The sequence below is a fragment of the Marinobacter adhaerens HP15 genome, assembly GCF_000166295.1.
GTDB classification, from domain to species: domain Bacteria; phylum Pseudomonadota; class Gammaproteobacteria; order Pseudomonadales; family Oleiphilaceae; genus Marinobacter; species Marinobacter adhaerens.
This window is the reverse complement of sequence record NC_017506.1, coordinates 3,481,871-3,506,781: the sequence shown is the minus strand read 5'-3', so window position 1 is coordinate 3,506,781 and position 24,911 is coordinate 3,481,871. Positions and strand designations below refer to the sequence as shown.

The window sequence follows — 24,911 nt, the reverse complement described above, 5'->3', positions numbered from 1 at the left end:
CGGAATTATGGGTCAATTTAGTGAATTTTTGCAGTTCCGTCTGTGATGTGTTTACTTTGTGTGAAATGTGACCGTTTTATTTCATTTTCATGTCAAAAATTTTATAGTTGCCGCGCGACAGAGCTCGCTCCCAATCCCCACAGACTAAACGAGACCTGAGCTGTTATGGCCCGTTCGAGCGGATTACTGGATACCCTTCTCACCAGCCCTACCACGGAACGATACAGGGTCGGCATCAGCCTGCTTTTCCTACTTGGCGTGTGGCTGACTGTCGGATCTTTCAGTCAGGGAATGCCTAACAACATGCTGCTGATGGCCGCTGCGGTCATTGGCGGTTACATGGCGATAAATATCGGCGCCAACGACGTTGCCAACAACGTAGGGCCTGCTGTTGGTTCCGGGGCCCTGTCCCTCGGTGCGGCCGTGATGATTGCCGCCATTTTTGAAGCAAGCGGCGCAATCATTGCCGGCGGTGACGTGGTTTCCACCATCAAGGGCGGCATCATCGATCCCTCGAGCCTTGAAGAAGGCCGGGCTTTTGTCTGGTTGATGACCGCAGCCTTGCTGGCGGGTGCGCTCTGGTTGAACCTGGCCACCTGGATGGGAGCCCCTGTCTCCACGACGCATTCCATCGTTGGTGGTGTTCTCGGCGCCGGTATCGCTGCCGGCGGCTGGGGTATCGCTGACTGGGCGGTGATGGGCAAGATTGCCGCCAGCTGGGTGATCTCCCCGGTTCTTGGTGGTGCGCTGGCGGCCCTGTTCCTGTTCGCGATCAAGAAGACCGTGCTTTATCGCAAGGAGGTCATTCCGGCCGCCCGCACGTTCGTGCCCTGGCTGGTCGCAATTATGGCCTGGGCTTTCGGCACCTATCTGATGATCAAGGGCGTCAAGAAAATCGTCAAAGTCGATTTTATGGAAGCGACTCTGATCGGCCTCGCTGCCGCCGCCGTGGTGTTCTTTGTCATGCGTACCCTGGTGGGTCGCATGGCCTCGACCATGGAAAACAGCTCCGCCGGGGTAAACACCCTGTTCACCTGGCCGCTGATCTTTGCCGCGGCGCTGCTGAGTTTCGCCCACGGCGCCAACGACGTGGCGAACGCCATTGGTCCGCTCGCTGCCATTAACGATGCCCTCTCGGCTGATTCGGTGGTTATGTCAGCGAATATTCCCCTGTGGGTCATGATGGTGGGTGCCCTGGGTCTGGCCGTTGGCCTGATGCTGTTCGGCCCACGCCTGATCAAGACCGTCGGCAGCGAAATCACCGAACTGGATAAGACCAGGGCGTTCTGCATCGCGCTTTCGGCAGCGCTCACGGTGATCCTTGCGTCTCAGCTTGGCCTGCCTGTCAGCTCCACACATATCGCAATTGGTGGCGTGTTCGGCGTTGGCTTCCTTCGGGAGTACCTGAAGTCCAACTACGCAACCCAGCTGCACAAGATCATGGAGCACCATGATCCTGCCGAGCAGGAGCGTCTGAAGCCGTTCCTGGATGATTTCCGCAACGCGTCGGTTGAGGAAATGGAGAATCTGCTCAAGCGGGCCAAGAAGAAAAAGCAGGTCCCTCTGTCCAAGTCCGAGCGTAAACGCCTGAAGAAGATCTACCGGGAAGAGCTGGTGAAGCGTTCGCATCTGGTGCGCATTGCCGCAGCCTGGATCATCACCGTACCGGCATCGGCCATTATGGCAGCGATTCTGTTCTTCACCCTGCGAGGCTTGTTGATCTGACCGGGCTGGTTGTATAAACCGAGTTTGGTCATACTATCTGTAAAAAGGGGTGTTTCACCCCTCAAGCCTATTTGTCCGTGGAGTGAAGTATGAGTTCATCCGTTGAAGGCCGTCAGGCGAAGATGATTAATGAGCTGAGGACCTTCATCAAGAAGGTTTTGAGCGACCCGACCATTGCGGTCAAGTCCATGGAGATTGCTCGCAAGCACCGGGGTCAGCCGAATGCCGAGGAGCTGATTGCGCAGGAAATCAGTGCCAGCACCAATATCCGGATTCCGGAGAACTGGAGTGAGGCAGACAAGATGTTCCTGGATATCATCCATGATGTTCTGGATGACGAAGAGGCGCTTTACTGAGATTCCCTTAGGCTACCGGGCCTAAAACCTGGGGGGAGGAGCCAGCAGGGTGGGTGTTTCGAAAACACGCTCCTTGCGGCACGTCCCTGTGACGCTTGGGCTCCGCCATCCATGGCTCCGCACAGTTTTCGAAACACCCACCCTGCCGGCTCACCAGCGTTGTCGAATCGCCTTCAGGCCTGTCTCGCGTTTGGTGCGGCTTGTTTCAATACCGCATCCGCCATCTGGTGCAGGATGCTGATCTCATCCTCTATGCCCTCATCCCGTGACAACTCTCTCTGTTCCGAAAGGATGTCGGCCAGGATTTCTTTGGTGGTCAGAGGGTTGGCCAGTACCACCCGGAACACGATGCACGGGAAGTTGTAGTAACGGGCCGGCTCCAACCGGGTCCGTGACACGAACGCCTTACCCCGTTCCCGCTGGGTTTTCTGGATAAACTTGGTGATCCGGTTGAGGCAGGTGTTGAGCTTTTCCGCCTGCAGCGGGTCGGCGCAGGCCAGGGCTTCCTGAACGTTTTCCGGGCAGTAGCGGTAGGTCAGGATGTTCAGTTCGGGCCTGGTAACCAGCTCGAAATCCGGTTCTGCCTCGATCATTTCCGCGAAGGTCTTGGCCTTGTCGATGCCCTGGTCGATCAGGATCTCGTAGCCTTCCCGGGCCAGGATTTTCAGGCCGGAGTGGATCAGCATGGACATGCCGGGCCGTGAGCCCTCGAGGGTGGTGCTGCCCAGGTCCCGTGAGCCTTTACGGATGATGTACTGGGCGTGGTGTTCCACGGCGCTGGCGAGGCTCGGGTCGCGGAATACCACCAGGCCGACGCCCATGGGGACGTAGAGCTGTTTGTGGGCGTCGAAAGTGACGGAATCTGCCTTCTCGATACCGCGCAGCAGGTGTTTGTAGGTGCGGGAGAAAAGCGTGGGCCCGCCCCAGGCGGCGTCCACGTGGAAGTGGGCGCCGAATTCGCGGGCGATGTCGGCCATGGCGTCCAGAGGGTCGACGTTGCCGGTTTCGGTGGTGCCGGCCACGCCGCAGATGGCCATGACTTTGATTTTCTGGCGCTGCAGTTCCAGGCACTTGTCCCGCAGGGCATCGGTGTTGATGCGGTTTTCGTCGTCGGTATCCACGGGAATCAGGGATTCCCGGCCCAGGCCGAGTACGTCGGCGGCTTTGCGTAGGGAATAATGGCCGCGGCGCGAGACGACGATGGCGGCGCCTTCGTAGCCGTAGTATTTCAGAGCCCGGAACAGGCCTTCCTGGTGGAGTCCGCGGAAGCTGCCCTCGGCCGGGAAGGCCCGGTTGCGGGCGACCCACAGGGCGGTGAGGTTGGCGACTGTGCCACCAGAGCACATGGCACCCAGGGCGTAACGGGGGTCGTGCATCCACTTGCGGTAGAAAGCGCCGTCTTCCTGGTATACCAGCCGGTGAATCATGCCCAGCACCTGGCGCTCCATGGGTGTAAACGCCTTGGAGGTTTCGGTTTTGACCAGGTTCTGGTTCAGGGCAATCATGATTTTCGACAGCGGCAGCATGAAATACGGCAGCGCTGAGGTCATGTGCCCGATAAAGGCTGGTGAGGCGGTGTGAACGGAGTTGGCCACCAGTTTGTCGAGCAGGAACTGGGCCTGTTCAGACACAAAGACAGGCTTCTCGGGAATGCTGTAGTCGGAGAAGTCTTTCTCCACATCCGAGAGGTCCCGTTCTACCGCAACGATGTGCTCCTGCAGAAAGCCTGCAAGATTGCGGGAGATGTTCTGGTCAATCCGGCTCAGCGTCGATTCCGGCGCCTCGGGCACCGTGAATACGCGATACATGGCCTCTACCGAGGCCTGGGCGGATTTTTTCTTTCCGGTCATAGGCGCCACTCACAATCAGTGGTCATCCGAAGGGCCGGTTCCGGATGCCCTGCGGATACGGCCGGCATTGCTGTCCGGCATTAATGTCTGGTCGCCTGCCGCTGGCAGGCGCACTGGCATCCCTGAGGGGGCGTAGTATACGGCCTGGCGACGGGTTACGCCACACGCGGCCCTCGGGGTTATACGGTCAGAGTATTTCCCGGTGTATATCCAGTATGGCAGCATCCACGCGTTCTTCGATGGCTTTTTCGATTTGGTCCAGACGCTGGGTAATCTGCTGTGAGGAGGTGCCCAGGGCCGCGATGGTCCAGGTGGCGCAGTCGAGAGCCTCCTGGTCGGCGGTTTCGGCGACGGCGAGGTCGGGTTCTTTACCCCAGACGGCCTTCAGGGCGGTGAAGACTTTGCGTTTGGCTTTGAGGTCGTCGCAGCCGTAGAGTTGGAAGTGCAGGGTCAGTACGCCCACATGGGGCGTGATAACCGGCTGCTGGGGAGCGTGGCCTTCCCGCAGGAGTTTTCTGAGTGCTTCAGACATAGACTTGGGTGCAGGAACCGGCGGGGAACTCCTTTCCAAAACACGCTGTGAATACGTCCTTGTACGCTCTGCTCCGCCATCCATGGCTCCGCAAGGTTTTGGAAAGGAGTTCCCCGCCGGTTCTCGATCTCTCAGTTGGATTCTGTTGTTTCTAGCCTACTACAGGCGTTGCCCGTTTGATAATGGCTGCCGGATCGGTGCCCGAGGGCAGGTTGCCGTAGTTCATGCCGCCACTGGCCTCGAGTCTCGAGGCGCAGAAGGCGTCGGCGACGGCGGCATCCGAGTGACGGAGCAGCAGGGAGCCTTGCAGGGCCAGGGCCATGCGATCGACCAGGTTGCGGGCGCGGTACTGGAAATCGCTGATGTCGGCGAAGTCGTGTTGCAGCTGCGCCAGGAACTGGTCGAAGCGGCGATCGGCGCCTTTCGCTTCAGCGGCTTCGTTGAAGAAGGCGTCGAGGGTTTCAGGCTCTTTTTGCAGGGCGCGGAGGGTGTCCAGGCACTGGACGTTGCCACTGCCTTCCCAGATGGCGTTGACGGGAGATTCCCGGAACAGCCGGGGCATGATGCAGTCTTCCATCACGCCGCTGCCGCCGATGCATTCCATGGCCTCATAGGCATGGTTCGGGGTGCGTTTGCAGATCCAGTATTTGCCGACCGGTGTCGCGAGGCGTGCCAACAGTCGTTCGTGTTCTTTGTCCTGGTTATCCAGGGCGCGGGCGATTCGCATGGTATAGGCCAGTGCCGCTTCGCTTTCCAGGGCCAGGTCGGCCAGGACATTCTGCATCAGAGGCTGATCGATCAGGCGGGCACCGAAGGCGCTGCGGTGGCGGCAGTGGTGGCTGGCCTGGGCGATGGCCTGACGCATGCCGGCGGAGCTGCCGATCATGCAGTCGAAGCGGGTCATGGCCACCATTTCAATGATGGTGGGCACACCGCGGCCTTCCTCGCCAACCATCCAGGCTAGGGCGCCACGCAGTTCGGCTTCGCTGGAGGCGTTGGCAACGTTGCCCATTTTGTTCTTGAGGCGCTGGACCTGCCAGGGGTTCTTGGTGCCGTCCGGGCGCCAGCGGGGCATCAGGAAGCACGACAGTCCTGACTGTGTCTGCGCCAGTACCAGGAAAGCGTCGCACATGGGAGCAGAGACAAACCATTTGTGACCCACCAGCTCATAGGCCTGGCCCGGGCCTCCCGCGCCGATCGGGTAAGCCCTGGTGCTGTTGGCGCGAACGTCGCTGCCACCCTGTTTCTCGGTCATGGCCATGCCAATGGTCACGGAACTTTTCTGGCTGTCCGGCAGGTTGCGGGGATCGTAGCTGTCGGCCAGGATCCTGGCTTCCCAGTCGGCCGCGAGTTCCGGCTGCTTGCGAATCGATGGGATGGCGGCAAAGGTCATGGTTACAGGGCAGCAGTGGGCTGCCTCCACCTGGGAGTGCATGTAGTACTTGGCTGCGCGGGCAACATGCGCGCCCTGGCCTGGATGGCTCCAGGGGCTGCTGTGGAGACCATTGTCGAAGGCAATCCGCATCAGCTCATGGTAGGCCGGATGGAAGTCCACTTCGTCGATGCGGTGGCCAAAACGGTCATGGGTGTTGAAGACCGGTTTGTTGGCGTTGGCGCGAAACCCCAGGTCAATGGTCTGCGCGGCCCCGGCAAGGGCTCCGAATGCCTTGAGGTCCTCGGCAGCTTTACCGGCGCCCTCCCGGAGGGCAGCTTCCTGCAGGGCAATGTCCTGTTCGAACAGGTTGTAGTTCTCCAGGGCCGGTGGCTGGTTGAAGACCTCGTGGGTGCTGGCCAGGTAGCGATCTTCCTGGTCGTTTGATGGCGTCTCTGGACGGGGCTGCCGCGCGTTCATAGCTACCTCCTGGTGCCGGTCAACCCCTGCATACAAAAGCAGATGATGGAATTGACCAGCGGGTCATTGTTGTCTTCTGTTGTGCTGGTAGCCTGGCTGGTTTGTGTCGGTGACAGGGGGCCAACCAGGCTTTCCGCTATGGCGCCCACCAGGCAGGTGCTGCTTTGGCGAGCGTCCTGATCCGGGATGCACCCTTCTTCAATGCCTTCGCGGATCGCTTTTTCGAACAGGTTGGCGTACGCCTTGCGGTATGCCAGTCGTTCTTCTTCCACTTTCGGGTCCACCGGCTCGGCGATCAGTGACCAGGCCATTTGCGGGCCTTTCAGTGCCCGCTCGGCAAATTGTCTGAGTGCCCGCTCAAGCCGCTCGGCGGCGTTGCCATCGGAGGCCAGAGCTTCGGCGACCTTGTCGACTTCCCGCTGGGTTGCCAGCCGGAAAATCTCGGCGAACAGGTCCTCTCTGGACTCGAAATGCCGGTAGATAGTTCCTGTGGCAACGCCGGCCAGCCCGGCGATCCGGGTAATCCGCGCGCTTCGAAAACCGCCTTCGGCCACGCACTGATAGGTGCAGTCCACAATCCGTTTGCGCGCCTCCGCCTTGCGCTGGCGCATTTTTTCCGTTTCTCGATAGGCCATTCAGGCTCCCTATAAGTAGTGAATCACTATTCATTCTTTCTGTCAATTTTTTGATCTACAGACGAATATAAAATTTTCGCATTTAATTCAATTGTTTGTTGTGGTTTACAAAAATTTACAAAAAAGTCGTTGCCAATAAATAGCGTGGTCACGAAAAGCAGATTATAAAGACGCCAAGACGAAGCCGCAGGCGGTCTTTCGTCGATACGGAGTGAGGTTCCCTGCGGGGTCGCAGCACTCGACCTTCTGTTTTCGTTGATGGAGAAAAGATCATGAGTGAATTCGACGAAAGCAACCTGGAGCAGTCCGGAAGCTGGACCAGCGACAGTGACGACAACCATTCCATCGCCGGCCGTGCCCGCGTTAGAGCACAGTTGCAGGCAGACATCGAAGCGTTCCTGAGCCAGGGCGGAAGGATCCAGGAAGTAGATACCTCCTTCCGTTCTGATACGCCTCGCAAGGTGGAAGTGGGTTTTAACAACCGCTCCCTCTGAACGCTCAGACGGCAGTCCGGGGCGCTTCGCCCCGGCTCCGTTTTTGATCCCTGTCTCGGTATGACCTGTCAGCGTCGTTTATCCTCGTTCATTATCATTTTGCGCCGTTAGCCCGGGCAAATCGCCAGTCACCCGTAATCCGGACTCCTGTGTGGTAATGAAGCGCCGAATCCATCTTTTCCTTGTTTTGCTACTGATCATAGCAGCTGTTGCCAGCTTCTGGCTGATGACGACAGATCCGGCTGCCGAGGGTGAGCCGGTCGTATCGGCGCCTGTTGATGAGTCTCTGAAATCACTGAACAAGGGGGCGGCCGTTTCTGCGCCCTCCGACCTGGTAAACAACGTTTCCACGGTCCGTGTTCCCGAGCAGTTGCCAGCGTCGCTGGCCGGCACCTCGGTCCCGGATGGTTGGGCCCGAACGGACAGGTTCGGCAACCTTGTCCCGACCCCGCATCTGCGACAGCTGTTCGAGTATTTCCTGTCAGCCCTGGGAGAGGAATCGCTGCAAGCTTTGGTGGCGCGCATCGAAGCGGCGCTGTCGGGCCTGGAAGAGCCAGCTAGATCCCAGGCCCTGGTAACCCTTGGAAACTACCTGGAATACAAACTTGCGGTTTCTGAGCTGGAACAAAGCTATGGTGAGGTGTCCGGGCTTGGCGCGGGTGAGATGCAGCGAAGGATGTCAGAGATCCAGGCACTGCGGCGGACCTGGCTTGATGCCGATACCGCCGCCGCTTTCTTTGCTGACGATGAGGCAGTCGACCGCTTCCAGATCGAAAAACTCAGGATCGCAAGCGATGACAGCCTGACCGATGAGCAGAAAGCAGAGGCTCTTCGCCAGGCCGAGTCTGCCTTGCCGGAGCCGCTCCGCAAGGCCAGGGAGGAGACCCGACGGTTTGCAGACTATGAACAGGTGCGCCGGGAGTTGGCGGATGATCCCCGTGCACTCGATGCGTGGCGTCAGGAGGCCTTTGGGGAAGCCGCGGCGGACAGGCTGGCTCGCCTTGAGGAGGAACAAAAGAGCTGGGACCGCCGCTGGCAAGTCTATTCACAGGAGCGGGACCGGCTATTGTCCTCCGGGCTTGCCGAGCCGGAACGTCAACAGGCGCTGGAGCGCCTCAGGGCCAGCCACTTCAATGAAGCCGAACAGGTTCGAGCCGAGGCGCTGGATTCGATACGGTAATTAACCTGTCATTTAATCGCCCTATCCTGCCAGGGGAGTCTGCAACCAGCGGCGCCGGCCGTGTATGATGGCGCAAAGGGCGCCCGGCGGATGCCGAGACGGTCCATCAGACTTTTTGTTCAGCCATTCAGGAGGTTGTCAGTGCCGATTCCGACTCCCCGTACTTTTCCTGCCACCCGCTTACGCCGTAACCGGGCCGGCGATTTCTCGCGTCGCCTGGTTCGGGAAAACCAGCTCACGCCGGACAACCTGATCTATCCGGTATTCGTGCTGGAGGGTGAGGGCCAGCGGGAACAGGTGCCCTCAATGCCGGGAGTGGAGCGCCTGAGCATTGATCTGCTGGTTGAACAGGCGGCGGAGCTGGTGGAATTGGGTATCCCGGCAATTGCCCTGTTTCCGGTAGTTCCGGCCGAGAAGAAAAATCTTTCCGGCTCCGGAGCCTGGGATTCCGATGGCCTGGCGCAGAGAGCGGTTCGCGCCCTCAAGTCGGCCCACCCGGAACTCGGAGTGATTACAGACGTGGCGCTGGACCCGTTCACCACCCATGGCCAGGACGGCATCATCGATAACGACGGTTATGTCCTCAATGACGTGACGGTCGAGGCACTGGTCAATCAGGCGCTCTCCCATGCCGATGCGGGCGCCGATGTGGTCGCACCGTCTGACATGATGGATGGCCGTATTGGTGCCATTCGCGAAGCCCTGGAAAACGGCGGCCATGTGAACACACGGATCCTGGCCTATTCTGCCAAGTACGCATCAAGCTATTACGGGCCTTTCCGTGATGCGGTAGGCTCGGCCGCCAATCTCGGCAAGGGTAACAAGGCGACCTACCAGATGGATCCGGCCAACGGTGACGAGGCATTGCATGAGGTCTCGATGGACCTGGCCGAAGGCGCGGACATGGTGATGATCAAGCCCGGTATGCCGTATCTCGATATCGTGCACCGGGTGAAGACGGAATTACGGGTACCGACATTCGTTTACCAGGTCAGCGGCGAATACGCCATGCATATGGCCGCGGCCCAGAACGGCTGGCTCGACGGGGATGCGGTGATGATGGAAAGCCTGATGGCCATGCGCAGAGCCGGGGCCGACGGAATCCTGACCTACTTTGCCGTGCGCGCGGCCCGACTGCTGCGGGATCGTCAGCGCGGATAAGGCCAAAATCATTCGCCAGCAGTGGCGAACACACTGGAATCGAGGAATCATGACAACGGAAACGGCGAAGAATCAGACGGCAGGGGATGACCGGAGTGTGCCTGCGCCGGTGGATGTGCCCCCGGTTGGTGAGGAGATCAACCTGGATGCCAATGAAAATTACTTTAACCGGGAACTGAGCCAGCTCCAGTTTAATTACCGCGTGCTCAAGCAGGCCCTGGATACGACGCACCCGTTGATCAATCGTCTGATTTTCTGCTGCATTTTCAGCAGCAACATGGACGAGTTCTTCGAGATCCGTGTGGCCGGTCTGCGGCAGCAGATGAAGTACGGCCGTGAGACCGTTGGTGCCGATGGCATGATGCCGGACCAGGCCCTGGCGGAGATCAGCCGTGTTGCTCACGAGTACATTCGCGAGCAGTACGACATACTGAACAATGTGCTGATTCCCGAGATGGAAGAGCAGAACATTCACTTTGTCCGGCGCCGGGAGTGGACGCCGGAGCAGGCGGAGTGGGTGCGCACTTATTTCGAGGAGGAGATCCTGCCGGTGGTCAGCCCCATCGGGTTGGATCCTTCGCACCCGTTCCCGCGTCTGGTCAACAAAAGCCTGAACTTCATTGTTGAGCTTGACGGCAAGGACGCCTTCGGGCGGGAAACCGGCATGGCGATTGTGCCGGCTCCGCGTTCGCTGCCCCGCCTGGTCCGTCTGCCTGATGATGTCTGCAATGGTGGCGAAAACCTTGTGTTCCTGTCGTCCATGATCCACGCCCATGCCGACGAGCTCTTCCCCGGCATGGAGGTGAAAGGCTGCTATCAGTTCCGGCTGACCCGTAACGCCGACCTTGAGCTTGAAGACGATCTGGAAGATCTGGCCTCGGCCCTGCGTGGTGAGCTGCTCAGCCGCCGGTTTGGCGACGGCGTGCGCCTTGAAGTTGCCGACAACTGCCCGGAAGAGCTGGTTCAGTTCCTGCTGAAGGAATTCGGTCTGACCGAGCGCGATCTTTACCAGGTCCATGGCCCGGTGAACCTGACCCGATTGATGGCGGTCGGAGGGCTGGTGGACCGTCCGGACCTCACCTATTCCGGTTTTTCGCCGTCGATTCCCAAGCTGATACGCAGCAAGGAATCGATGTTCGATGCCATTCGCAAGCGCCCGATTCTATTGTTGCACCCTTACGAAAATTTCAGCCCGGTCGTTGATCTGTTGCGCCAGGCCGCCAAGGATCCTCAGGTTCTGGCGATTCGCCAGACCCTATATCGGACGGGGGCAGACTCGGAGATTGTCGAGGCGCTGGCGGATGCGGCCCGCCGCGGCAAGGAGGTTACCGCGGTTATCGAGTTACGGGCGCGGTTCAGTGAGGCCGAGAACCTCGAGCTGGCCAGTCGGCTGCAGGAAGCGGGCGTGATCGTGGTATACGGCGTGGTTGGTTACAAAACCCACGCCAAGATGATTCTGATTGTGAGGCGTGAGGAGGGACGGCTGCGCCGCTATGTGCACCTGGGCACCGGTAACTACCATGCCGGTAACGCCCGTCTGTATACCGACTACAGCTTCATGACCTGCGATGAATCCATCAGCGACGACGTCAACAAGCTGTTCCAGCAGCTTACCGGCATGGGTAAGGCCCTGAAGATCAAGAAGCTGTTCCATGCGCCCTTCACCCTGCATGCCCGGCTCTTGAGCCTGATTGATCGGGAAGCAGGCTTTGGCGAGAAAGGCCGGATTATTCTCAAGTTCAATGCATTGACGGAAATCCAGCTGATCAAGGCGCTTTACCGGGCTTCACAGGCCGGTGTAAAAATCGATCTGATCATCCGCGGCATCTGTTGTCTGCGTCCGGAAGTGCCGGGCCTCTCGGAGAATATTCGGGTGAGGTCGATCATTGGCCGCTTCCTGGAGCACACCCGTGTCTACTACTTTGGCAACAATGGCCGCCCGGATGTGTACTGTTCCAGTGCCGATGGTATGGAACGGAACCTGCTCAGCCGGGTGGAAACCGCTTTCCCCCTGGACGATCCTGATCTCGCTGCCCGGGTCAGAGAAGATCTGGATACCTACCTGGCCGACAATTGCCAGTCTTGGGTACTGCAACCGGACGGTAGTTATATTCAGAACCAGCCTGCAGAAGGTGAAGAGCGCCTTGCCTCACAATTGGTGTTGCTTGAACGGCTGACCGGAAAAACCTGATTCCCGAACTGGAGAAAGTGTTTGAACACCAAATGGATGATTGCCGGCGCTGGTGTGCTGGCTGTAGCGGGCGGCCTGCCCTGGGTCGTGGGATACGTAACTGAGCAGCAGTGGCACCAGGCAACAGCGGAGGTGAACGATGCACAACCCTTCCTTCGCATGGAAACGGATAACTATGAGAGAGGTATTCTCGGGGCCCGTTTCAGAGGTTCGGTGAACCTGATCAATCCGGAAACCGGTGAATCCCAGAAGCTTGCCTATCGGGCCAATGTAACCCATGGCGTGACCGGCAGCCTGATGGATTTCCAGCCTGAGGATGGCTGGGCCGCCGGCGATACCGACTGGTTCTCCGGTGAGGAGCCGAGGCTGACCCTGGAAACCCGTCTCTGGGGTACTGCTGTTCTCGAACTCGAAGCGCCCCAGATGACCCTGACGGACCCGGATACCGGGGAGACCCTGGCCTCAAGTGGCGGCTTGGCAAGAATTGAGGTCAGTGACGCCGGTTCTCAGGCCGATGCCTTGATGGTCTGGCCGGGAGTAACCCTGTCCGGTCCGGACCTGGATATCCAGGTCAGCGACTTCCGCCTCGAGCAAACCATGAGTCATCTGACCGGTGAGGTCTGGACCGGCTCCGGCGAGATTGCGGTGGAATCGGTTGCTGTGACCCCGGCATCGGAAGCCCCGTTCATGCTTCAGGGGATTTCGGTTCTTAGCAGCAGTGAGCCGGTCAACGATGGTGAACGCCTGGATTCACGAATGACGTTCGAGGTCGCTGGCGTTTCAACGGCCGATGAGCGTTATGGTCCCCAGAGACTGGTGTTGGCATTGTCCGGGCTGGATGTGGCGGCCTGGAGCAACCTGACCGAGAGCCTTTCATCCATGCAGGCGCTGGCTATCACACAGGCCTCTGGCGGTCCCCAGCAGTTTGAGCAGCAGATGGCCGCTATGCAGCAGGTGAATGCCGCCGTTCGGGATTTGGCAGCAGCGGGGTTCTCGGTTGGTTTTCCAGAGCTGACCGTGACCACCCCGGAGGGTGTGATTGAAGGCAGCGCCCGGATCGCCCATCCGGAGTTGACGGCGGATCAGAAAGCAGAAATGCTGATGGTGATGCAGCAGTTGACCGGCAAAATGGATCTCAGTCTGCCCGTCGCGCTCGCGGAGGAATACCCGGAATTCCGGTTACAGCTGGCACCGCTGATTAAGCAGGGGCTGCTGGTCGAGCAAGGCGACCGGCTGGTGCTTGATGCCAGTATGAAGGATCTTGTGCTGGACGTGAACGGTGTGGAAATTCCTTTGCCGCCGTTGCTTTGACGCCGCTGGTTCATTGCCAAAAAAAGCCCCGCTGGTCGGGGCTTTTTTGTGAGTTCAGCTTCAGTTGAACTTCTTTTTCAGGGCAGCTTCTACCGCCGGATCAACAAACTCCGAGACATCGCCACCCAGGGATGCAATTTCCCGGATCAGCGTGGAGGAGATGTAGGACAGGTGGTTGGCCGGCGTCAGGAAAACGCTTTCGACTTCCGGCGCGAGCCGGCGGTTCATGTCGGCCAGCTGGAATTCGTACTCGAAATCGGAGACTGCCCGGAGCCCGCGAAGAATCACGGTGGCGCCCTGTTCACGGACAAAGTCGGCGAGCAGGTTGCTGAAGCCGGTGACGGTGACATTGGGGAGGTGCGCGGTTGCCTGGCGGACCAGTTCGCAGCGTTCTTCGAGGTCGAGAAGTGGCTGTTTCTTGGGGTTGTAGGCAATGGCGACGACGATTTCATCAAACATTCGGCCGGCCCGTTCGATCAGGTCGGTGTGGCCGTTGGTGATGGGATCGAAGGTGCCCGGGTAGATGACTTTGGACATGCGCAGCTCCTTTCTTTGCAAGGGCCTAGGATAGCAGCATTTTTTGGCCACCTGTAGTTGGCGGCCGGGGCATTGGTAAATGCATGTTTGCTGTGCGGGTGGTGCCAGTTGGAAGGGCTGATCCGGGAAACGCTACGAGCACATCCATGTGCGCTTGAGCGAAGCCATCCCTGGCTTCTCACATTCCCGGATCAGCCCTTCCAACTGGCCCTGTCATCCCAGTGCCAGTCTCCCCGGCGTGCAGCGTTTGCCGGCTGATCAGGACAGTCTTTGCGCCAGTCTCGTGCTGTTTCTTGCGGCCAAAGCGTAAACCGACAGCTGCGGGTTTGCCCCGATGCTGGTCGGGAAGATCGAAGCATCGTGGACGCTGAGGTTGCCAACGTGGTGGTGTTCACCAAAGCCGTTGACGACCGAGTTTTGCGGATTGCTTCCCATGGCGCAGCCGCCCATCTGGTGGGCGGTGAACAGGCGGACGCGGTGGGGTGCCATGGGGAGCTGGTCGATGGCGGCTTTGGCGTCGGTCCAGTTGGTGTACCAGTCGGAATCCAGGTGCATCAGGCGGACTTTCTCGGCACCGGCGGCAAACTGGATTTCGGCCATGGTGTGGAAGGCTTCGCGGATGCCCTTCCAGAGGTAGTCGTTGACGGGGTAGTCCAGTACCGGGCTGCCGTCGTCGCGGAGGGAGACCGTGCCGCCGGGGCTTTCGGGGTGGAAGCCGTCCCGGAGCAGGGCGATGACGGACTGCATGTGGGGCAGGCCGGCCATGTTGTTGATCTGGGTTTCGCCGTGGCCGGGTATGACGCCGCTGGACATGCCCGGGTGCAGCGGTGGTACCTCGAGTTTGTAACCAACCGGGCCGTCGACGCCGTTGCGGAAGTTGAATTCGTCAGAGTAGATGGACTGGGGCGCGCCATAGAACGGATCAACGCGCTGAGGCATCTGGGCGACGGTGGCGTTGACCGGATGGATGAACGAACGCTTGCCGATCCGCTGGTGCGGGTCCGGGATGTTGGAGCGAAGTAGCAGTCCGGGGCTGCCGATGGCACTGGCGGCGACCACGAAGTGTCTGGCTTTGAGATTGACCTTGATGCCGGTCGGGGTGACGCCATCGTCGGCAAATGCAGAAGCTTCCAGATGGTCGATCTGGTCCTGGTTCATGACCAGGCGGTCGGCGCGCAGGCTGTGGAATAGCCGGGCGTTGTTATCGAGCGCCCCCGGAATGGTGGTCATCAGGGCGCCCTGTTTGGCGTTGGTCGGGCAGCCGACGCCGCAGTAGCCCAGGTTCCAGCAGCCTTTCACATTGCGGGGAATGATCTGCCAGCTGTAGCCCAGTTTCTCGCAACCCTGGCGCAAGATGTCGTTATTAACGTTCGGGTCGACCTGCCACGGGGCCATGGAATGGCGTTCTTCCCGGCCATCGAACCAGGGCGCCATGGCGTCCGGCCGGAGTTCGTCCAGGCCAAACTGCTCGGCCCAGTAATTCAGCGTGGGCGCCGGTGTCCGGAAGCTGGAAGTCCAGTTTACCGTGGTGGAACCGCCCACGCAGCGGCCCTGCAAAATGGCGATTGCCCCGTCCCGGGTTACCCGGCTCATGCCTTCCTGATAAAGGTTCGCATAGGAGGTCTGCTCGTCCATCTTAAAGTCTTTCTGATAGTAAAGCCGGCCCTCCTCCATGAGTATCACGGACAACCCGCTGCGGGCCAGAATCTCGGCAGTGGTACCGCCACCAGCACCGGTTCCGATAACAACAACGTCCGCTTCTGCGGTCAGGTTTTGCGTCAGGAGGGCGCTATCGGTGACGTTCCAGCCTGATTCCAGGCCCTGGGCAATACGATCGGTCAATGACATGTTTGTGCTCCGTCAGATCAGCTGGCAATCAGGCGTTTTGGAATTGTGGCAATGCGTCGACCGCGTATTGCGGTGGTCCGGGGTAGCCGGACAGGTGCCAGAAATCCCGATAGCCATAAAACGCCACGTTGCTGATCTTGGTCAGCGCAATGTAGCCATTGTTGAAAAGCCCGATGCGGCTGGTACGCCAACGCTCCAGAAACGCGTCGGCTTCCGCCGTTGTCACATTCGGCCAGCTGGACCAGACCCGGGCAACGGTCACCCGGGTGAGCCCGAAGTTCAGCAGATCAAACAGTTGCCGCAGTTCCTTTTGGTTGGCCGGACCGAACTTGTGGATACCGGCATCAATTCGTTCGATCGTTCCGGCAATTGCCAGGTTTCTGGCCTGTGGCTGCTCTGGCAAGCCCGGCCCAATCATGGCGGGCAACAAGGCCTCGAACAGCGCAATGTCATCCTCGTTTAAAAACTGGAACTGGTAGCTGGCGTCCATCCGGGTGCCAACGGCACTCAGCCGGCCCGCCGGCTGCGTGGCGCATCCGCTAAGCCCGGCGGTGACGCTGACGGTGCCCAGAAACAAGGCACCGCCAAGTCCGGTTTTTAGAAAGCTTCGGCGGTTGAGATCGGCAAATTGAGGGTGTCCTGACGAATCAGGGATCTGTTTCTGCATGGATGTGTTCTCGTTATTGTTTTTGGATAGCGGGGAAAATGCTGAATCGTCGCGGGCTGGTAGCCCCTTCCAAAACTGTGCAAAACAGGGATGTTTTGCTCAAGCCTACACGGACGTATTCACGGCGTGTTTTGGAAGGGGCTTCCAGCCCGCGACAGACTCCGAGTTCTCAGCGGATAAAGAACTTGTAAACCAATTTGTGCGCAGTTGTCCCATGGGGCGCATAGACAAACTTGCCGCTGTTGAATTTCTGCTTGGTGAAAATGGCCCGGTGATGGGAGAAGGTCAGGAACCCCTCGCGGCCGTGATAGTGCCCCATGCCGGAATCACCGATGCCCCCGAACGGCAGATCATCTTGGGCTACGTGCATCAGGGAATCGTTGATGCACATGCCTCCAGAGTGGGTGTTATCCACCACATGCTGCTGCTGGGTCTTGTCGTACCCGAAGAAATACAGCGCCAGAGGCCGCGGACGATCATTGATGTAATGAATGGCTTCATCCAGGCCGCCGTAACTGACGATCGGCAGAATCGGGCCGAAGATCTCGTCCTGCATCAGCTTCATATCCGGAGTGGTGTTCAGCACCAGCGTCAGGGGCAGCTTTCGGGTGCCGTCCTTCAGATTCTCCCGGGCAGGGTTGATCTCCACCAGCTCGGCGCCTTTCTCCCGGGCGTCCTCAAGGTAGCCTTGCAGTCGATCGTACTGCCGCTCATTGATGATGGCAGTGAAATCGTCATTGTCCCGCAGGCTGGGATACATCTCGGAAAAACGGGCACGGAACTCGTCGACAAACGACTGCACCCGGTCAGCGGGGCAAAGGACGTAATCGGGCGCCACGCAGGTCTGGCCGGCATTGAAAGCCTTGCCAAAGGCGATTCTCTGGGCCGCGTCTTCCATGGGCACATCCGGAGAGACCACGGCCGGGGATTTGCCTCCCAGCTCCAGGGTGACCGGTGTCAGGTTTTCCGCTGCGGCCTTCATGACCAGCTTGCCCACCGACGTGGAGCCTGTGAACAGCAGATGATCAAACGGACGTGACGAGAAGTCTGCAGCCACGTCGGCCTCGCCATTAATAACCGAGACCAGGTCCTCCGGGAAGCTGGCTTCGATCAGCTCCTTGAACAGGGCCGAGGTGTGTGGCGTGTACTCCGACATCTTGATCATGGTGCGGTTGCCCGCTGCCAGGGATGCGACCAGTGGGCCCACCGCCAGGTACAGAGGGTAGTTCCAGGGCACGATCACGCCAACCACACCCTTGGGCTGGTAGTGGACCTTGTTGCTGGCGGGCTGGAACAGCACGGAGACGTGGCGCCTGGACGGCTTCATCCAGCCGCTGAGGCTTTTCAGGGTGTAGTTGATGCCCTGGATCGACGGCATGACCTCGGCAATCAGGGATTCGTCCTTCGAGCGGCAGCTGAAATCCCGGTCGATGGCATCCAGAAGCCGGTCCTGGTTGTTGAGCAGAACCCGCTTGAGGCGTTTCAGGTTCTCCTGCCGCTCGGCAAGGGAGGGCATCGGATTGTTGCGGAACGCCTTTTTCTGATCCTCAAACACGCGGTGGGTGTGCTGGATCTGTTTCTTGCTCTCGGTGAGCTGGACGACAGTGGCTCCCATGATGCTTTCTCCTCATTGGTGCCGATCAGAGTCCGTCGGCGACCTGTTATTCCAGATATTGAAAGGCTGGCGAAAAAATACTCAATTTGCGTCTGGGGGTATTATTAGAGTATATACTCTAGTGAGTCAAGCGGAGGCGGATGGCGAATCGGGCCATCTGTGAGCGACACAACAACAAACGCCGACGGGTCTATGAAGACAAGAGACAAAATTCTGCTCTCCAGCCTGGAGCTTTTTAACGAACGTGGCGAGCGCAACGTCACGACCAACCATATTGCGGCGCACCTGGCCATCTCGCCGGGCAACCTGTATTACCACTTCCGCAACAAGTCGGACATCATTTACGAGATCTTTCTGGAATACGAAAAACTGGTGGATTTCTACCTGGATATTCCGGAAGACCGGGCGATGACCCTGGACGACATGACCTTCTACCTGGAGTCGGTCTTCGACGGTCTCTGGAGTTATCGGTTCTTCCACCGGGATCTGGAATACCTTCTCGATAGTGATCAGAGGCTGCGTCAGGACTATCGGGATTTCACCAACCGCTGTCTGGCGTCCATCAGTCGTATCTTCGAGAAGCTGGCGGAAGCGGGCATTATTGAACCCCAGGAAGAGGATCTCCGATCGGCCATGTCGCTGAACGTGTGGCTGGTTATAACCAACTGGATGGCTTTCCTGAAGACAGCACATGCGGCCGAGGCATCCGCCTGCCTGACGCTAACGGAGCTGAAGCAGGGCATTTACCAGGTGCTCACTCTGGAAATTCCCTATCTCACCCCGGCGTATCGCGAGCGTGTTATGGCGTTGAGAGAAAATACCGGCCGTCGCTTCATGAACTGGGCGACACCGGCACCGGGGTTTGTCAGTGAAACCCGAAAATGTGGTCAAAAAACGATCTATTCCGGAACTTTTGTCGAACACTACAGTCATATGGAGTGACGTTGGGAATTCGGACATTCCTTGCGTCTCCTGAGTGCGATCTCAGGTTTTAGCACGTCGCAAACCCTGACGTTTCACCGGTCTGCTTTCTGGCAGGCCGGTTTTTTTATGCCTTCAAGCCGTTGTCTCTGCTTCTCCAGCATCGCCCTCCAGCCACTCGATCAAGGCCTCCCGGCATTCGTCCACGCCCCGTTTTGATGTTGCAGAGAACATGATCAGATGTTCGACGCAGGAATACGATTTCAGGTTTTTGGCAATGCCCAGCATGGCGGTCTTGGCCTGGCCGTATTTCAATTTGTCGGCTTTGGTGGCCAGAATCATCAGCGGCAGGTTGTTATGTTCGCACCATTCCACCATCATTTGGTCGAAATCGGTCAGTGGGTGGCGAATGTCCATCACCAGAACCAGGCCGCGTAAACAGCGCCGGTCATTCAGATAGTGGCCCAGGTGCTTTTGCCAATCGTCTTTCATGTCCCGGGATACTTTGGCATAGCCGTATCCGGGCAGGTCGACCATTCGGCAGTTCTCGCGGTTCAGAGAGAAGAAGTTGATCAGTCGGGTGCGCCCCGGAGTTTTACTGGTTCGCGCCAGCTTGCCGTTGGCGGTGATCGCGTTCAGTGCGCTGGACTTTCCGGCATTGGATCGGCCGGCGAAGGCAACTTCCGCTCCGAAATCGGGCGGGCACTCGTCCAGACGGGATGCGCTGATGAGGAATCGGGCGCTGTTAAATGAGAGGCTTTTTTGAGTCAGATCAGGGTCCACAGCGGTTGGCTTTCCTTTGGATTTCAGTTATCAGGGATTAATGTATAATGCTACACCAATTCCGGGCGGCGCGCTGTGCGCGACCGCTGTCAGCCCCGGTTTTGAGCCTGACTGGTCAGTGCCTGCCGGCTGCGTAGCGAAGAATACCCTTAAAAGATGAGAGAAGCGGAGCGAGCATGAAAAAACTGATCGCAGGAGTAGTTCTCGGTGTTGGCCTCACAGCGATGGCGCACGGGGCGGGAGATCCTCAAGCAGGCGAACAGAACGCAGCGGTATGTGCTGGTTGTCACGGTCAAGGCGGTGCCAAGCCGGTGATGGGCGTATACCCGAAGTTGTCTGGCCTTGGTGAGAAGTACCTGTATCGCCAGTTGGTGGCGATCAAAAGCAAAGAAAGAAACATTCCGGAGATGACTGGCATTCTGGACAACATGTCGGATCAGGATCTGCAGGATCTTGCAGCCTACTTTGATTCTCAGGAAATGGTTGTCAGTCAGGCAGATCCCGATCTGGTTGATCAGGGTTCGGCATTGTACCGTGGGGGCAACATGGCAACTGGCGTTCCGGCCTGTGCCGGCTGCCACAACCCGCAGGGTAACGGTAATGCACCGGCAGGCTATCCGGCCTTGGGCGGTCAGAACGCAGAGTACCTGATCAAGCAATTGAAAGCCTATCGCGATGGTGATCGTAATAATGGCTCCAATGCTGCGATCATGATGGACGTGGCTGCCAAGCTGACGGATGCCGAAATCGAAGCGGTCTCCAGCTACATTTCCGGCCTGAACTGAAGCTGCCGGATTCTGTTGAAAACCCCGCCCTGTGCGGGGTTTTTTGTTGCCTTTCGTTTCTGTAACTGCCGACCGGTGGAACTTTTCGGGTACGCTGGGTCATAATCCTCCCAAAACGACATAGAGATAACCGGAGATTTTTCATGTTTCGATCCTTCAGAACGGCCTTCCTGCTTCTTTTGGCGCTGTCTGTCACCGGCCTGGCCAACGCCGCAGAGTGGAAAGAAGGGGTTCATTACAACCGGTTGGACAACCCGGTACGTACCGACAGCGATTCCGGAGTCGAGGTAGCGGAAGTCTTCTGGTATGGCTGCCCCCACTGCTACCGGTTCAAGCCTCTGGTTGAAGAATGGGCGGCCAACGCGCCTGACTACGTCAATTACGTGAAGATTCCCGCTGCCCTGGGGAGAAACTGGGAACCCCATGCTTACGCCTTCTATGCGCTTGAAGCGATGGGGGAGCTGGACAAGGTGCACGATGCCCTGTTTGATGCGCTTGCCGGCGAGCGTCGTCCGTTGAATACACCGGAAGCCCTTGCGGATTTCGTCGCGGAGTATGGGGTTGATCCGGATGAGTTTGTGAGCACCTATAAAAGCTTTGGTGTGAACGCCCGCATGCAAAAAGCCCAGTCGAAAATCCGCGGTGCGCGGATTACCGGAACTCCGACTATGCTGGTTAATGGCAAGTACACCGTTAGTGCATCTATGGCCGGCAGTCATGAGGCCGTTCTTGACGTGGTGGACTACCTGGTTGCCAAAGAGCGGGGCGACGTGGAGTAAGGAGCCCGGCCAGGGACGCAAGAGCCGAGTAAGACAAGCCGCCGGCCGGGTCGAGACCGCCCATTATGTACAAGCATATCCGAAAACAGTTGAATGGCATCCTGAAGCCGGTCGGCGGGCCAAGGGGTGCCTGCTCCGGGACCGAGCATGTGCCCGAGTTCGAGCCGCAACGACATATTCGCCTGCTCACCTTCAATATTCAGGTGGGAATCAACACCTCGTCCTACCGTCATTACCTCACACGAAGCTGGCAGCACATACTGCCTCACCGTAACCGTATCGAAAATCTGGATCGGATTGCCTCCCTGCTGCGCGGGTACGACGTGGTGGCTTTGCAGGAGTGCGATGGGGGCAGTCTGCGCAGCGGCTATATCAATCAGGTGCAATATCTGGCCGAAGCGGCCGGCATTCCCTACTGGTACCAGCAATTGAACCGGAATCTCGGTCAGATCGCCCAGCACAGCAATGGCCTGCTGAGCCGGTACCGTCCCCTGGACGTTACCGAACACAAGTTGCCGGGCCTGATTCCGGGCCGGGGCGCCATCATCGCCCGATACGGAACCGAGCATGATCCACTGGTGCTGGTGCTGATGCACCTTTCCCTCAGCAAGACGGCTCAGCAACGCCAGCTGGGTTACATCCGGGAGCTGATTGCCGACTACCGGCATGTGGTTCTGATGGGAGATATGAACGCCCATGCCGAACAGCTACTGACTCAGACGCCCCTCAGGGAAACCGATCTGGTACCGCTACCGGATACCGCCCATAGCTTCCCCAGCTGGCGGCCGGAGAAAGCTTTGGATCATATCCTGGTAAGTCCTTCACTCGAGATCCGCCGGTCCGAGGTGGTGAGTTATCCGATGTCGGATCACCTGCCCATCGCCATGGATGTGGCGTTGCCGGAGGGCTACCTGGAGAAGTTCTGAATAGCATCAAGTCAAAAAAAAGCCCGGCGCATTGGCCGGGCTTTTTTGGATGCCGGATCAGGAATTACTTGATCTTGGCTTCCTTGTACGCAACGTGCTTGCGGACAACCGGATCGTACTTTTTGATCTCGATTTTTTCCGGAGTGTTACGCTTGTTCTTCTTGGTCGTGTAGAAGTGACCAGTACCTGCTGATGAAACCAGCTTGATTTTCTCGCGCATGATGCGGCTCCTTAAAATTTCTCGCCGCGGGCACGAAGATCGGCCAGCACAGCGTCAATGCCTTTTTTGTCGATGATGCGCATGCCCTTGGTGGATACGCGCAGCTTTACGAAACGCTTCTCGGACTCAACCCAGAAACGATGGTTCTGCAGATTCGGCAGAAAACGACGACGAGTGTGGTTCATCGCGTGGGAAACGTTGTTACCGGATACCGGACGCTTACCGGTAACCTGACAAACTCTGGACATACTTGCCTCCGACCTGAGCAATGGTCTCAATAATACGAATTCGTTTTTAATGCGTCTCTGGTTGCTAAGGAGCTATTACGCCCCCATTCGCGCCTCTAAACTGAACGCTGCTCGCCAGACGCCGCCAGAAAGGGACGCTTTTATACCAGAACTCACCCCCCAACGCAAAAAATTGTTGGGAATTTGGCCAGTTTTCCGGCATTGACGTGCACGGTTAACCATCGGGCTTTACAGCAGACCCCGTTCAGCAAGAGATACTACCTCACCATGGCCAACAACCATATGGTCAAGAACCCTGATATCCACCAGTCCGAGGGCCTCTTTCAAGCGGCGGGTCAGGGAAATGTCGGCCTGGCTCGGTTCGGCGACGCCGGAGGGGTGGTTGTGAGCGAAAATCACCGCAGCTGCATTATCCTCCAGAGCCTGTCGCACCACTTCCCGCGGATAGACGGCCGCGCCATCGATGGTGCCCCGGAACAACTCACGGTATTGGATGACGCGATGGCGATTGTCCAGAAACAGGCCTGCGAAAACCTCGTGCGGGTAGGTGCCGAGCCGACTGGTAAGAAAGCGGCGGGTATCTTCGGGAGAGCGCAGGGGATCACCCTGGCGCAATGGTTCATCCATGACCCGGCGCGCCATTTCCATGGCCGCCTGAACCTGGGCGTATTTGGCGGTTCCCAGACCTTTGACATCGCAGAACTGGCGACGGGAAGCCGTCAGCAACCCCCGAAGCCCGGAAAACTCCTCAATCAGGTGGCGAGCCAATGCCATGACCGGCATGCCGGTGGTGCCGGTGCGTAAAAACAGGGCGAGCAGTTCGGCGTCGGAGAGGGTTTGCGGTCCGTGGGCGAGCAGGCGTTCCCGTGGACGTTCGTCCGTGGGCCAGGCGGGGTCTGACATCGTGGCTTCCTTGCATTGGTTGTCTCCTGCCCTGGTGCTTCCTGCACCGCGACGGGCATCTCAGGGTTACAAAGGTTACTTTAAAAACTAACAATCGGTAAACGTATGCCGGGTCTGGCGGGCTGTCGCTGCGGCCTGAGCATGCTATCTTATAAGCCTTTCATTTTATGCGGAAACGGAGCCCCTATGGCCGCCAGACGAATCCTCCTGGGAGTAACCGGTGGTATCGCTGCCTATAAAAGTGCCGAGCTGGTTCGCCAGTTAAAGAAAGCGGGCCATGAGGTGAGGGTTGTTATGACCCGCGGGGCGGAAGCGTTCGTGGCACCACTGACCTTTCAGGCCCTCAGTGGCGAGCCCGTGAGGACGTCCTTGCTGGACCCTGAGGCGGAAGCTGGTATGGGGCATATTGAACTGGCCAAGTGGGCTGATCAGTTGGTCGTTGCGCCGGCGTCGGCCGATTTTATCGCCCGCCTTGCCCAGGGGATGGCCGACGATCTGTTAACCACCGTTTGTTGTGCAACCGAGGCGCCCATTGCCGTGGTGCCTGCGATGAATCAGGCAATGTGGAGCAATGGCCGTACCCAGAGAAATATCCGGCTGCTTGAAGAGGATCCCCAGATCGAATTATGGGGGCCGGCTCAGGGAGCGCAGGCCTGTGGTGATACCGGGCCAGGGAGAATGTTGGAGCCGGAGGACATTGTTGCGCTTGTCGATCACGGTCGCACAGGCGTGCTCGCTGGCAAGACGGTCGTGATTACTGCAGGCCCGACCCGAGAGCCTATCGACCCGGTGCGCTATATAAGCAATCACAGCTCCGGGAAAATGGGTTATGCCCTGGCCAGCGAGGCGCAGAAGGCAGGTGCCCGGGTGATTCTGGTCAGTGGTCCAGTAGCACTTTCTGCGCCTATCGGTGTCGAGGTTCGTCCGGTGTTAACGGCCGAGGACATGTTGCAGGAAGCCTCAAGCGCAGTGGATGAGGGCTGTGACCTGTTTATTGCGACAGCTGCGGTCGCCGATTACCGTCCGGAAACCTGTGCCGGAGACAAGATCAAGAAGTCCAGTGACGCCATGGCGCTCTCGCTGGTGCGCAATCCCGACACCCTGGCTACCATAGCCGGCCGCGACGATGCGCCTTTTAGCGTAGGTTTCGCGGCCGAAACCACCGATGTGGCGAGCTACGCCACCGACAAAATGCAACGCAAGAAACTGAACATGATCGTGGCCAACGATGTGTCTGCGCCCGGGCTGGGCTTTAACAGCGACAACAATGCGGTGACCGTATTCTGGCCGGGTGGCCAGACGTCGATCGGTCCCGACAGCAAAACGAACATTGCCCGACAGCTTGTGGCGATGATAGGTGAACATCTTGGTCAGGCCGCCCGCTGACTCAGC

General features: G+C 58.6%; 24 protein-coding genes. 12 read left to right on the top strand and 12 right to left on the bottom strand.

The window, feature by feature from the left end:
* The first annotated feature begins 165 nt into the window (after nucleotides 1-165).
* Together HP15_RS16575 and HP15_RS16570 are read left to right on the top strand one after the other, a co-directional pair.
* Nucleotides 166-1,725 (top strand): inorganic phosphate transporter, encoded by a 1,560-nt coding sequence (locus HP15_RS16575; RefSeq protein WP_014578528.1) that lies wholly within the window; start codon nucleotides 166-168, stop codon nucleotides 1,723-1,725.
* A gap of 89 nt (nucleotides 1,726-1,814) precedes the next feature.
* Nucleotides 1,815-2,081: a hypothetical protein gene (locus HP15_RS16570; protein ID WP_008173512.1), complete on the top strand. Its 267-nt coding sequence runs from the start codon at nucleotides 1,815-1,817 to the stop codon at nucleotides 2,079-2,081.
* Between the two features lie 173 nt (nucleotides 2,082-2,254).
* On the opposite strand, the gene panP is transcribed toward HP15_RS16570, so the two are convergent.
* The 4 genes from panP to HP15_RS16550 form a co-directional block, all read right to left on the bottom strand.
* A complete protein-coding gene (gene panP, locus HP15_RS16565; protein ID WP_014578527.1) occupies nucleotides 2,255-3,931 on the bottom strand; it encodes a pyridoxal-dependent aspartate 1-decarboxylase PanP in 1,677 nt (558 codons plus the stop codon).
* Between the two features lie 187 nt (nucleotides 3,932-4,118).
* Nucleotides 4,119-4,463, bottom strand: a complete 345-nt coding sequence (locus HP15_RS16560) for a DUF503 domain-containing protein (RefSeq protein ID WP_014578525.1) — start codon at nucleotides 4,461-4,463, stop codon at nucleotides 4,119-4,121.
* A gap of 151 nt (nucleotides 4,464-4,614) precedes the next feature.
* Complete coding sequence (locus tag HP15_RS16555) at nucleotides 4,615-6,315, bottom strand: isovaleryl-CoA dehydrogenase (RefSeq protein WP_014578524.1); 1,701 nt, start codon at nucleotides 6,313-6,315, stop codon at nucleotides 4,615-4,617.
* Nucleotides 6,316-6,317: 2 nt separating this feature from the next.
* Nucleotides 6,318-6,950 (bottom strand): TetR/AcrR family transcriptional regulator, encoded by a 633-nt coding sequence (locus tag HP15_RS16550; protein WP_014578523.1) that lies wholly within the window; start codon nucleotides 6,948-6,950, stop codon nucleotides 6,318-6,320.
* 272 nt (nucleotides 6,951-7,222) lie between these two features.
* On the opposite strand from HP15_RS16550, the gene HP15_RS16545 reads away from it, so the two are divergent.
* From HP15_RS16545 to HP15_RS16525, 5 genes are all read left to right on the top strand, one after another.
* Nucleotides 7,223-7,444: a hypothetical protein gene (locus tag HP15_RS16545; protein ID WP_008173503.1), complete on the top strand. Its 222-nt coding sequence runs from the start codon at nucleotides 7,223-7,225 to the stop codon at nucleotides 7,442-7,444.
* A gap of 157 nt (nucleotides 7,445-7,601) precedes the next feature.
* Entirely contained in the window at nucleotides 7,602-8,624 is a 1,023-nt protein-coding gene (locus HP15_RS16540; protein WP_014578522.1) for a lipase secretion chaperone, read from the top strand.
* 141 nt (nucleotides 8,625-8,765) lie between these two features.
* A complete protein-coding gene (hemB, locus tag HP15_RS16535) occupies nucleotides 8,766-9,785 on the top strand; it encodes a porphobilinogen synthase (RefSeq protein WP_014578521.1) in 1,020 nt (339 codons plus the stop codon).
* 49 nt (nucleotides 9,786-9,834) lie between these two features.
* Nucleotides 9,835-11,976 (top strand): polyphosphate kinase 1, encoded by a 2,142-nt coding sequence (gene ppk1 / locus HP15_RS16530; protein WP_014578520.1) that lies wholly within the window; start codon nucleotides 9,835-9,837, stop codon nucleotides 11,974-11,976.
* Between the two features lie 21 nt (nucleotides 11,977-11,997).
* Nucleotides 11,998-13,287, top strand: coding sequence for a DUF945 family protein (locus tag HP15_RS16525; RefSeq protein WP_014578519.1), 1,290 nt, complete (start codon nucleotides 11,998-12,000; stop codon nucleotides 13,285-13,287).
* 60 nt (nucleotides 13,288-13,347) lie between these two features.
* On the opposite strand, the gene coaD is transcribed toward HP15_RS16525, so the two are convergent.
* From coaD to HP15_RS16505, 4 genes are all read right to left on the bottom strand, one after another.
* Nucleotides 13,348-13,824, bottom strand: coding sequence for a pantetheine-phosphate adenylyltransferase (gene coaD / locus HP15_RS16520; RefSeq protein WP_014578518.1), 477 nt, complete (start codon nucleotides 13,822-13,824; stop codon nucleotides 13,348-13,350).
* A 258-nt stretch (nucleotides 13,825-14,082) separates the two neighbouring features.
* A complete protein-coding gene (locus tag HP15_RS16515) occupies nucleotides 14,083-15,672 on the bottom strand; it encodes a GMC family oxidoreductase N-terminal domain-containing protein (protein ID WP_014578517.1) in 1,590 nt (529 codons plus the stop codon).
* Between the two features lie 28 nt (nucleotides 15,673-15,700).
* Nucleotides 15,701-16,339, bottom strand: coding sequence for a hypothetical protein (locus HP15_RS16510; RefSeq protein WP_014578516.1), 639 nt, complete (start codon nucleotides 16,337-16,339; stop codon nucleotides 15,701-15,703).
* A 169-nt stretch (nucleotides 16,340-16,508) separates the two neighbouring features.
* Nucleotides 16,509-17,954, bottom strand: coding sequence for a coniferyl aldehyde dehydrogenase (locus tag HP15_RS16505; protein ID WP_014578515.1), 1,446 nt, complete (start codon nucleotides 17,952-17,954; stop codon nucleotides 16,509-16,511).
* A gap of 192 nt (nucleotides 17,955-18,146) precedes the next feature.
* Between HP15_RS16505 and HP15_RS16500 the strand changes: the two genes are divergently transcribed.
* Nucleotides 18,147-18,896, top strand: coding sequence for a TetR/AcrR family transcriptional regulator (locus HP15_RS16500; protein ID WP_014578514.1), 750 nt, complete (start codon nucleotides 18,147-18,149; stop codon nucleotides 18,894-18,896).
* A gap of 114 nt (nucleotides 18,897-19,010) precedes the next feature.
* Here the strand turns inward: HP15_RS16500 and yihA are convergent, their stop codons facing one another.
* On the bottom strand, nucleotides 19,011-19,658 hold the full coding sequence (gene yihA / locus HP15_RS16495) for a ribosome biogenesis GTP-binding protein YihA/YsxC (protein ID WP_014578513.1): 648 nt from the start codon (nucleotides 19,656-19,658) through the stop codon (nucleotides 19,011-19,013).
* A 176-nt stretch (nucleotides 19,659-19,834) separates the two neighbouring features.
* On the opposite strand from yihA, the gene HP15_RS16490 reads away from it, so the two are divergent.
* The 3 genes from HP15_RS16490 to HP15_RS16480 all read left to right on the top strand — a co-directional run bounded on the left by HP15_RS16490 (nucleotide 19,835) and on the right by HP15_RS16480 (nucleotide 22,148).
* The gene (locus HP15_RS16490; protein WP_014578512.1) at nucleotides 19,835-20,443 is read left to right on the top strand and encodes a c-type cytochrome; all 609 of its coding nucleotides are present in this window, start codon (nucleotides 19,835-19,837) and stop codon (nucleotides 20,441-20,443) included.
* Between the two features lie 143 nt (nucleotides 20,444-20,586).
* Entirely contained in the window at nucleotides 20,587-21,222 is a 636-nt protein-coding gene (locus tag HP15_RS16485; RefSeq protein WP_014578511.1) for a thiol:disulfide interchange protein DsbA/DsbL, read from the top strand.
* A gap of 65 nt (nucleotides 21,223-21,287) precedes the next feature.
* Nucleotides 21,288-22,148 (top strand): endonuclease/exonuclease/phosphatase family protein, encoded by an 861-nt coding sequence (locus tag HP15_RS16480; protein WP_014578510.1) that lies wholly within the window; start codon nucleotides 21,288-21,290, stop codon nucleotides 22,146-22,148.
* Between the two features lie 64 nt (nucleotides 22,149-22,212).
* Here HP15_RS16480 and rpmG read toward each other — a convergent pair whose 3' ends face one another.
* From rpmG to radC, 3 genes are all read right to left on the bottom strand, one after another.
* On the bottom strand, nucleotides 22,213-22,368 hold the full coding sequence (gene rpmG, locus HP15_RS16475) for a 50S ribosomal protein L33 (protein ID WP_008173465.1): 156 nt from the start codon (nucleotides 22,366-22,368) through the stop codon (nucleotides 22,213-22,215).
* Nucleotides 22,369-22,379: 11 nt separating this feature from the next.
* A complete protein-coding gene (gene rpmB, locus HP15_RS16470; protein ID WP_008173462.1) occupies nucleotides 22,380-22,616 on the bottom strand; it encodes a 50S ribosomal protein L28 in 237 nt (78 codons plus the stop codon).
* Nucleotides 22,617-22,844: 228 nt separating this feature from the next.
* On the bottom strand, nucleotides 22,845-23,519 hold the full coding sequence (radC, locus tag HP15_RS16465; protein WP_008173460.1) for a RadC family protein: 675 nt from the start codon (nucleotides 23,517-23,519) through the stop codon (nucleotides 22,845-22,847).
* Between the two features lie 186 nt (nucleotides 23,520-23,705).
* On the opposite strand from radC, the gene coaBC reads away from it, so the two are divergent.
* Nucleotides 23,706-24,905 (top strand): bifunctional phosphopantothenoylcysteine decarboxylase/phosphopantothenate--cysteine ligase CoaBC, encoded by a 1,200-nt coding sequence (gene coaBC / locus HP15_RS16460; protein ID WP_014578509.1) that lies wholly within the window; start codon nucleotides 23,706-23,708, stop codon nucleotides 24,903-24,905.
* Nucleotides 24,906-24,911 lie beyond the last annotated feature (6 nt).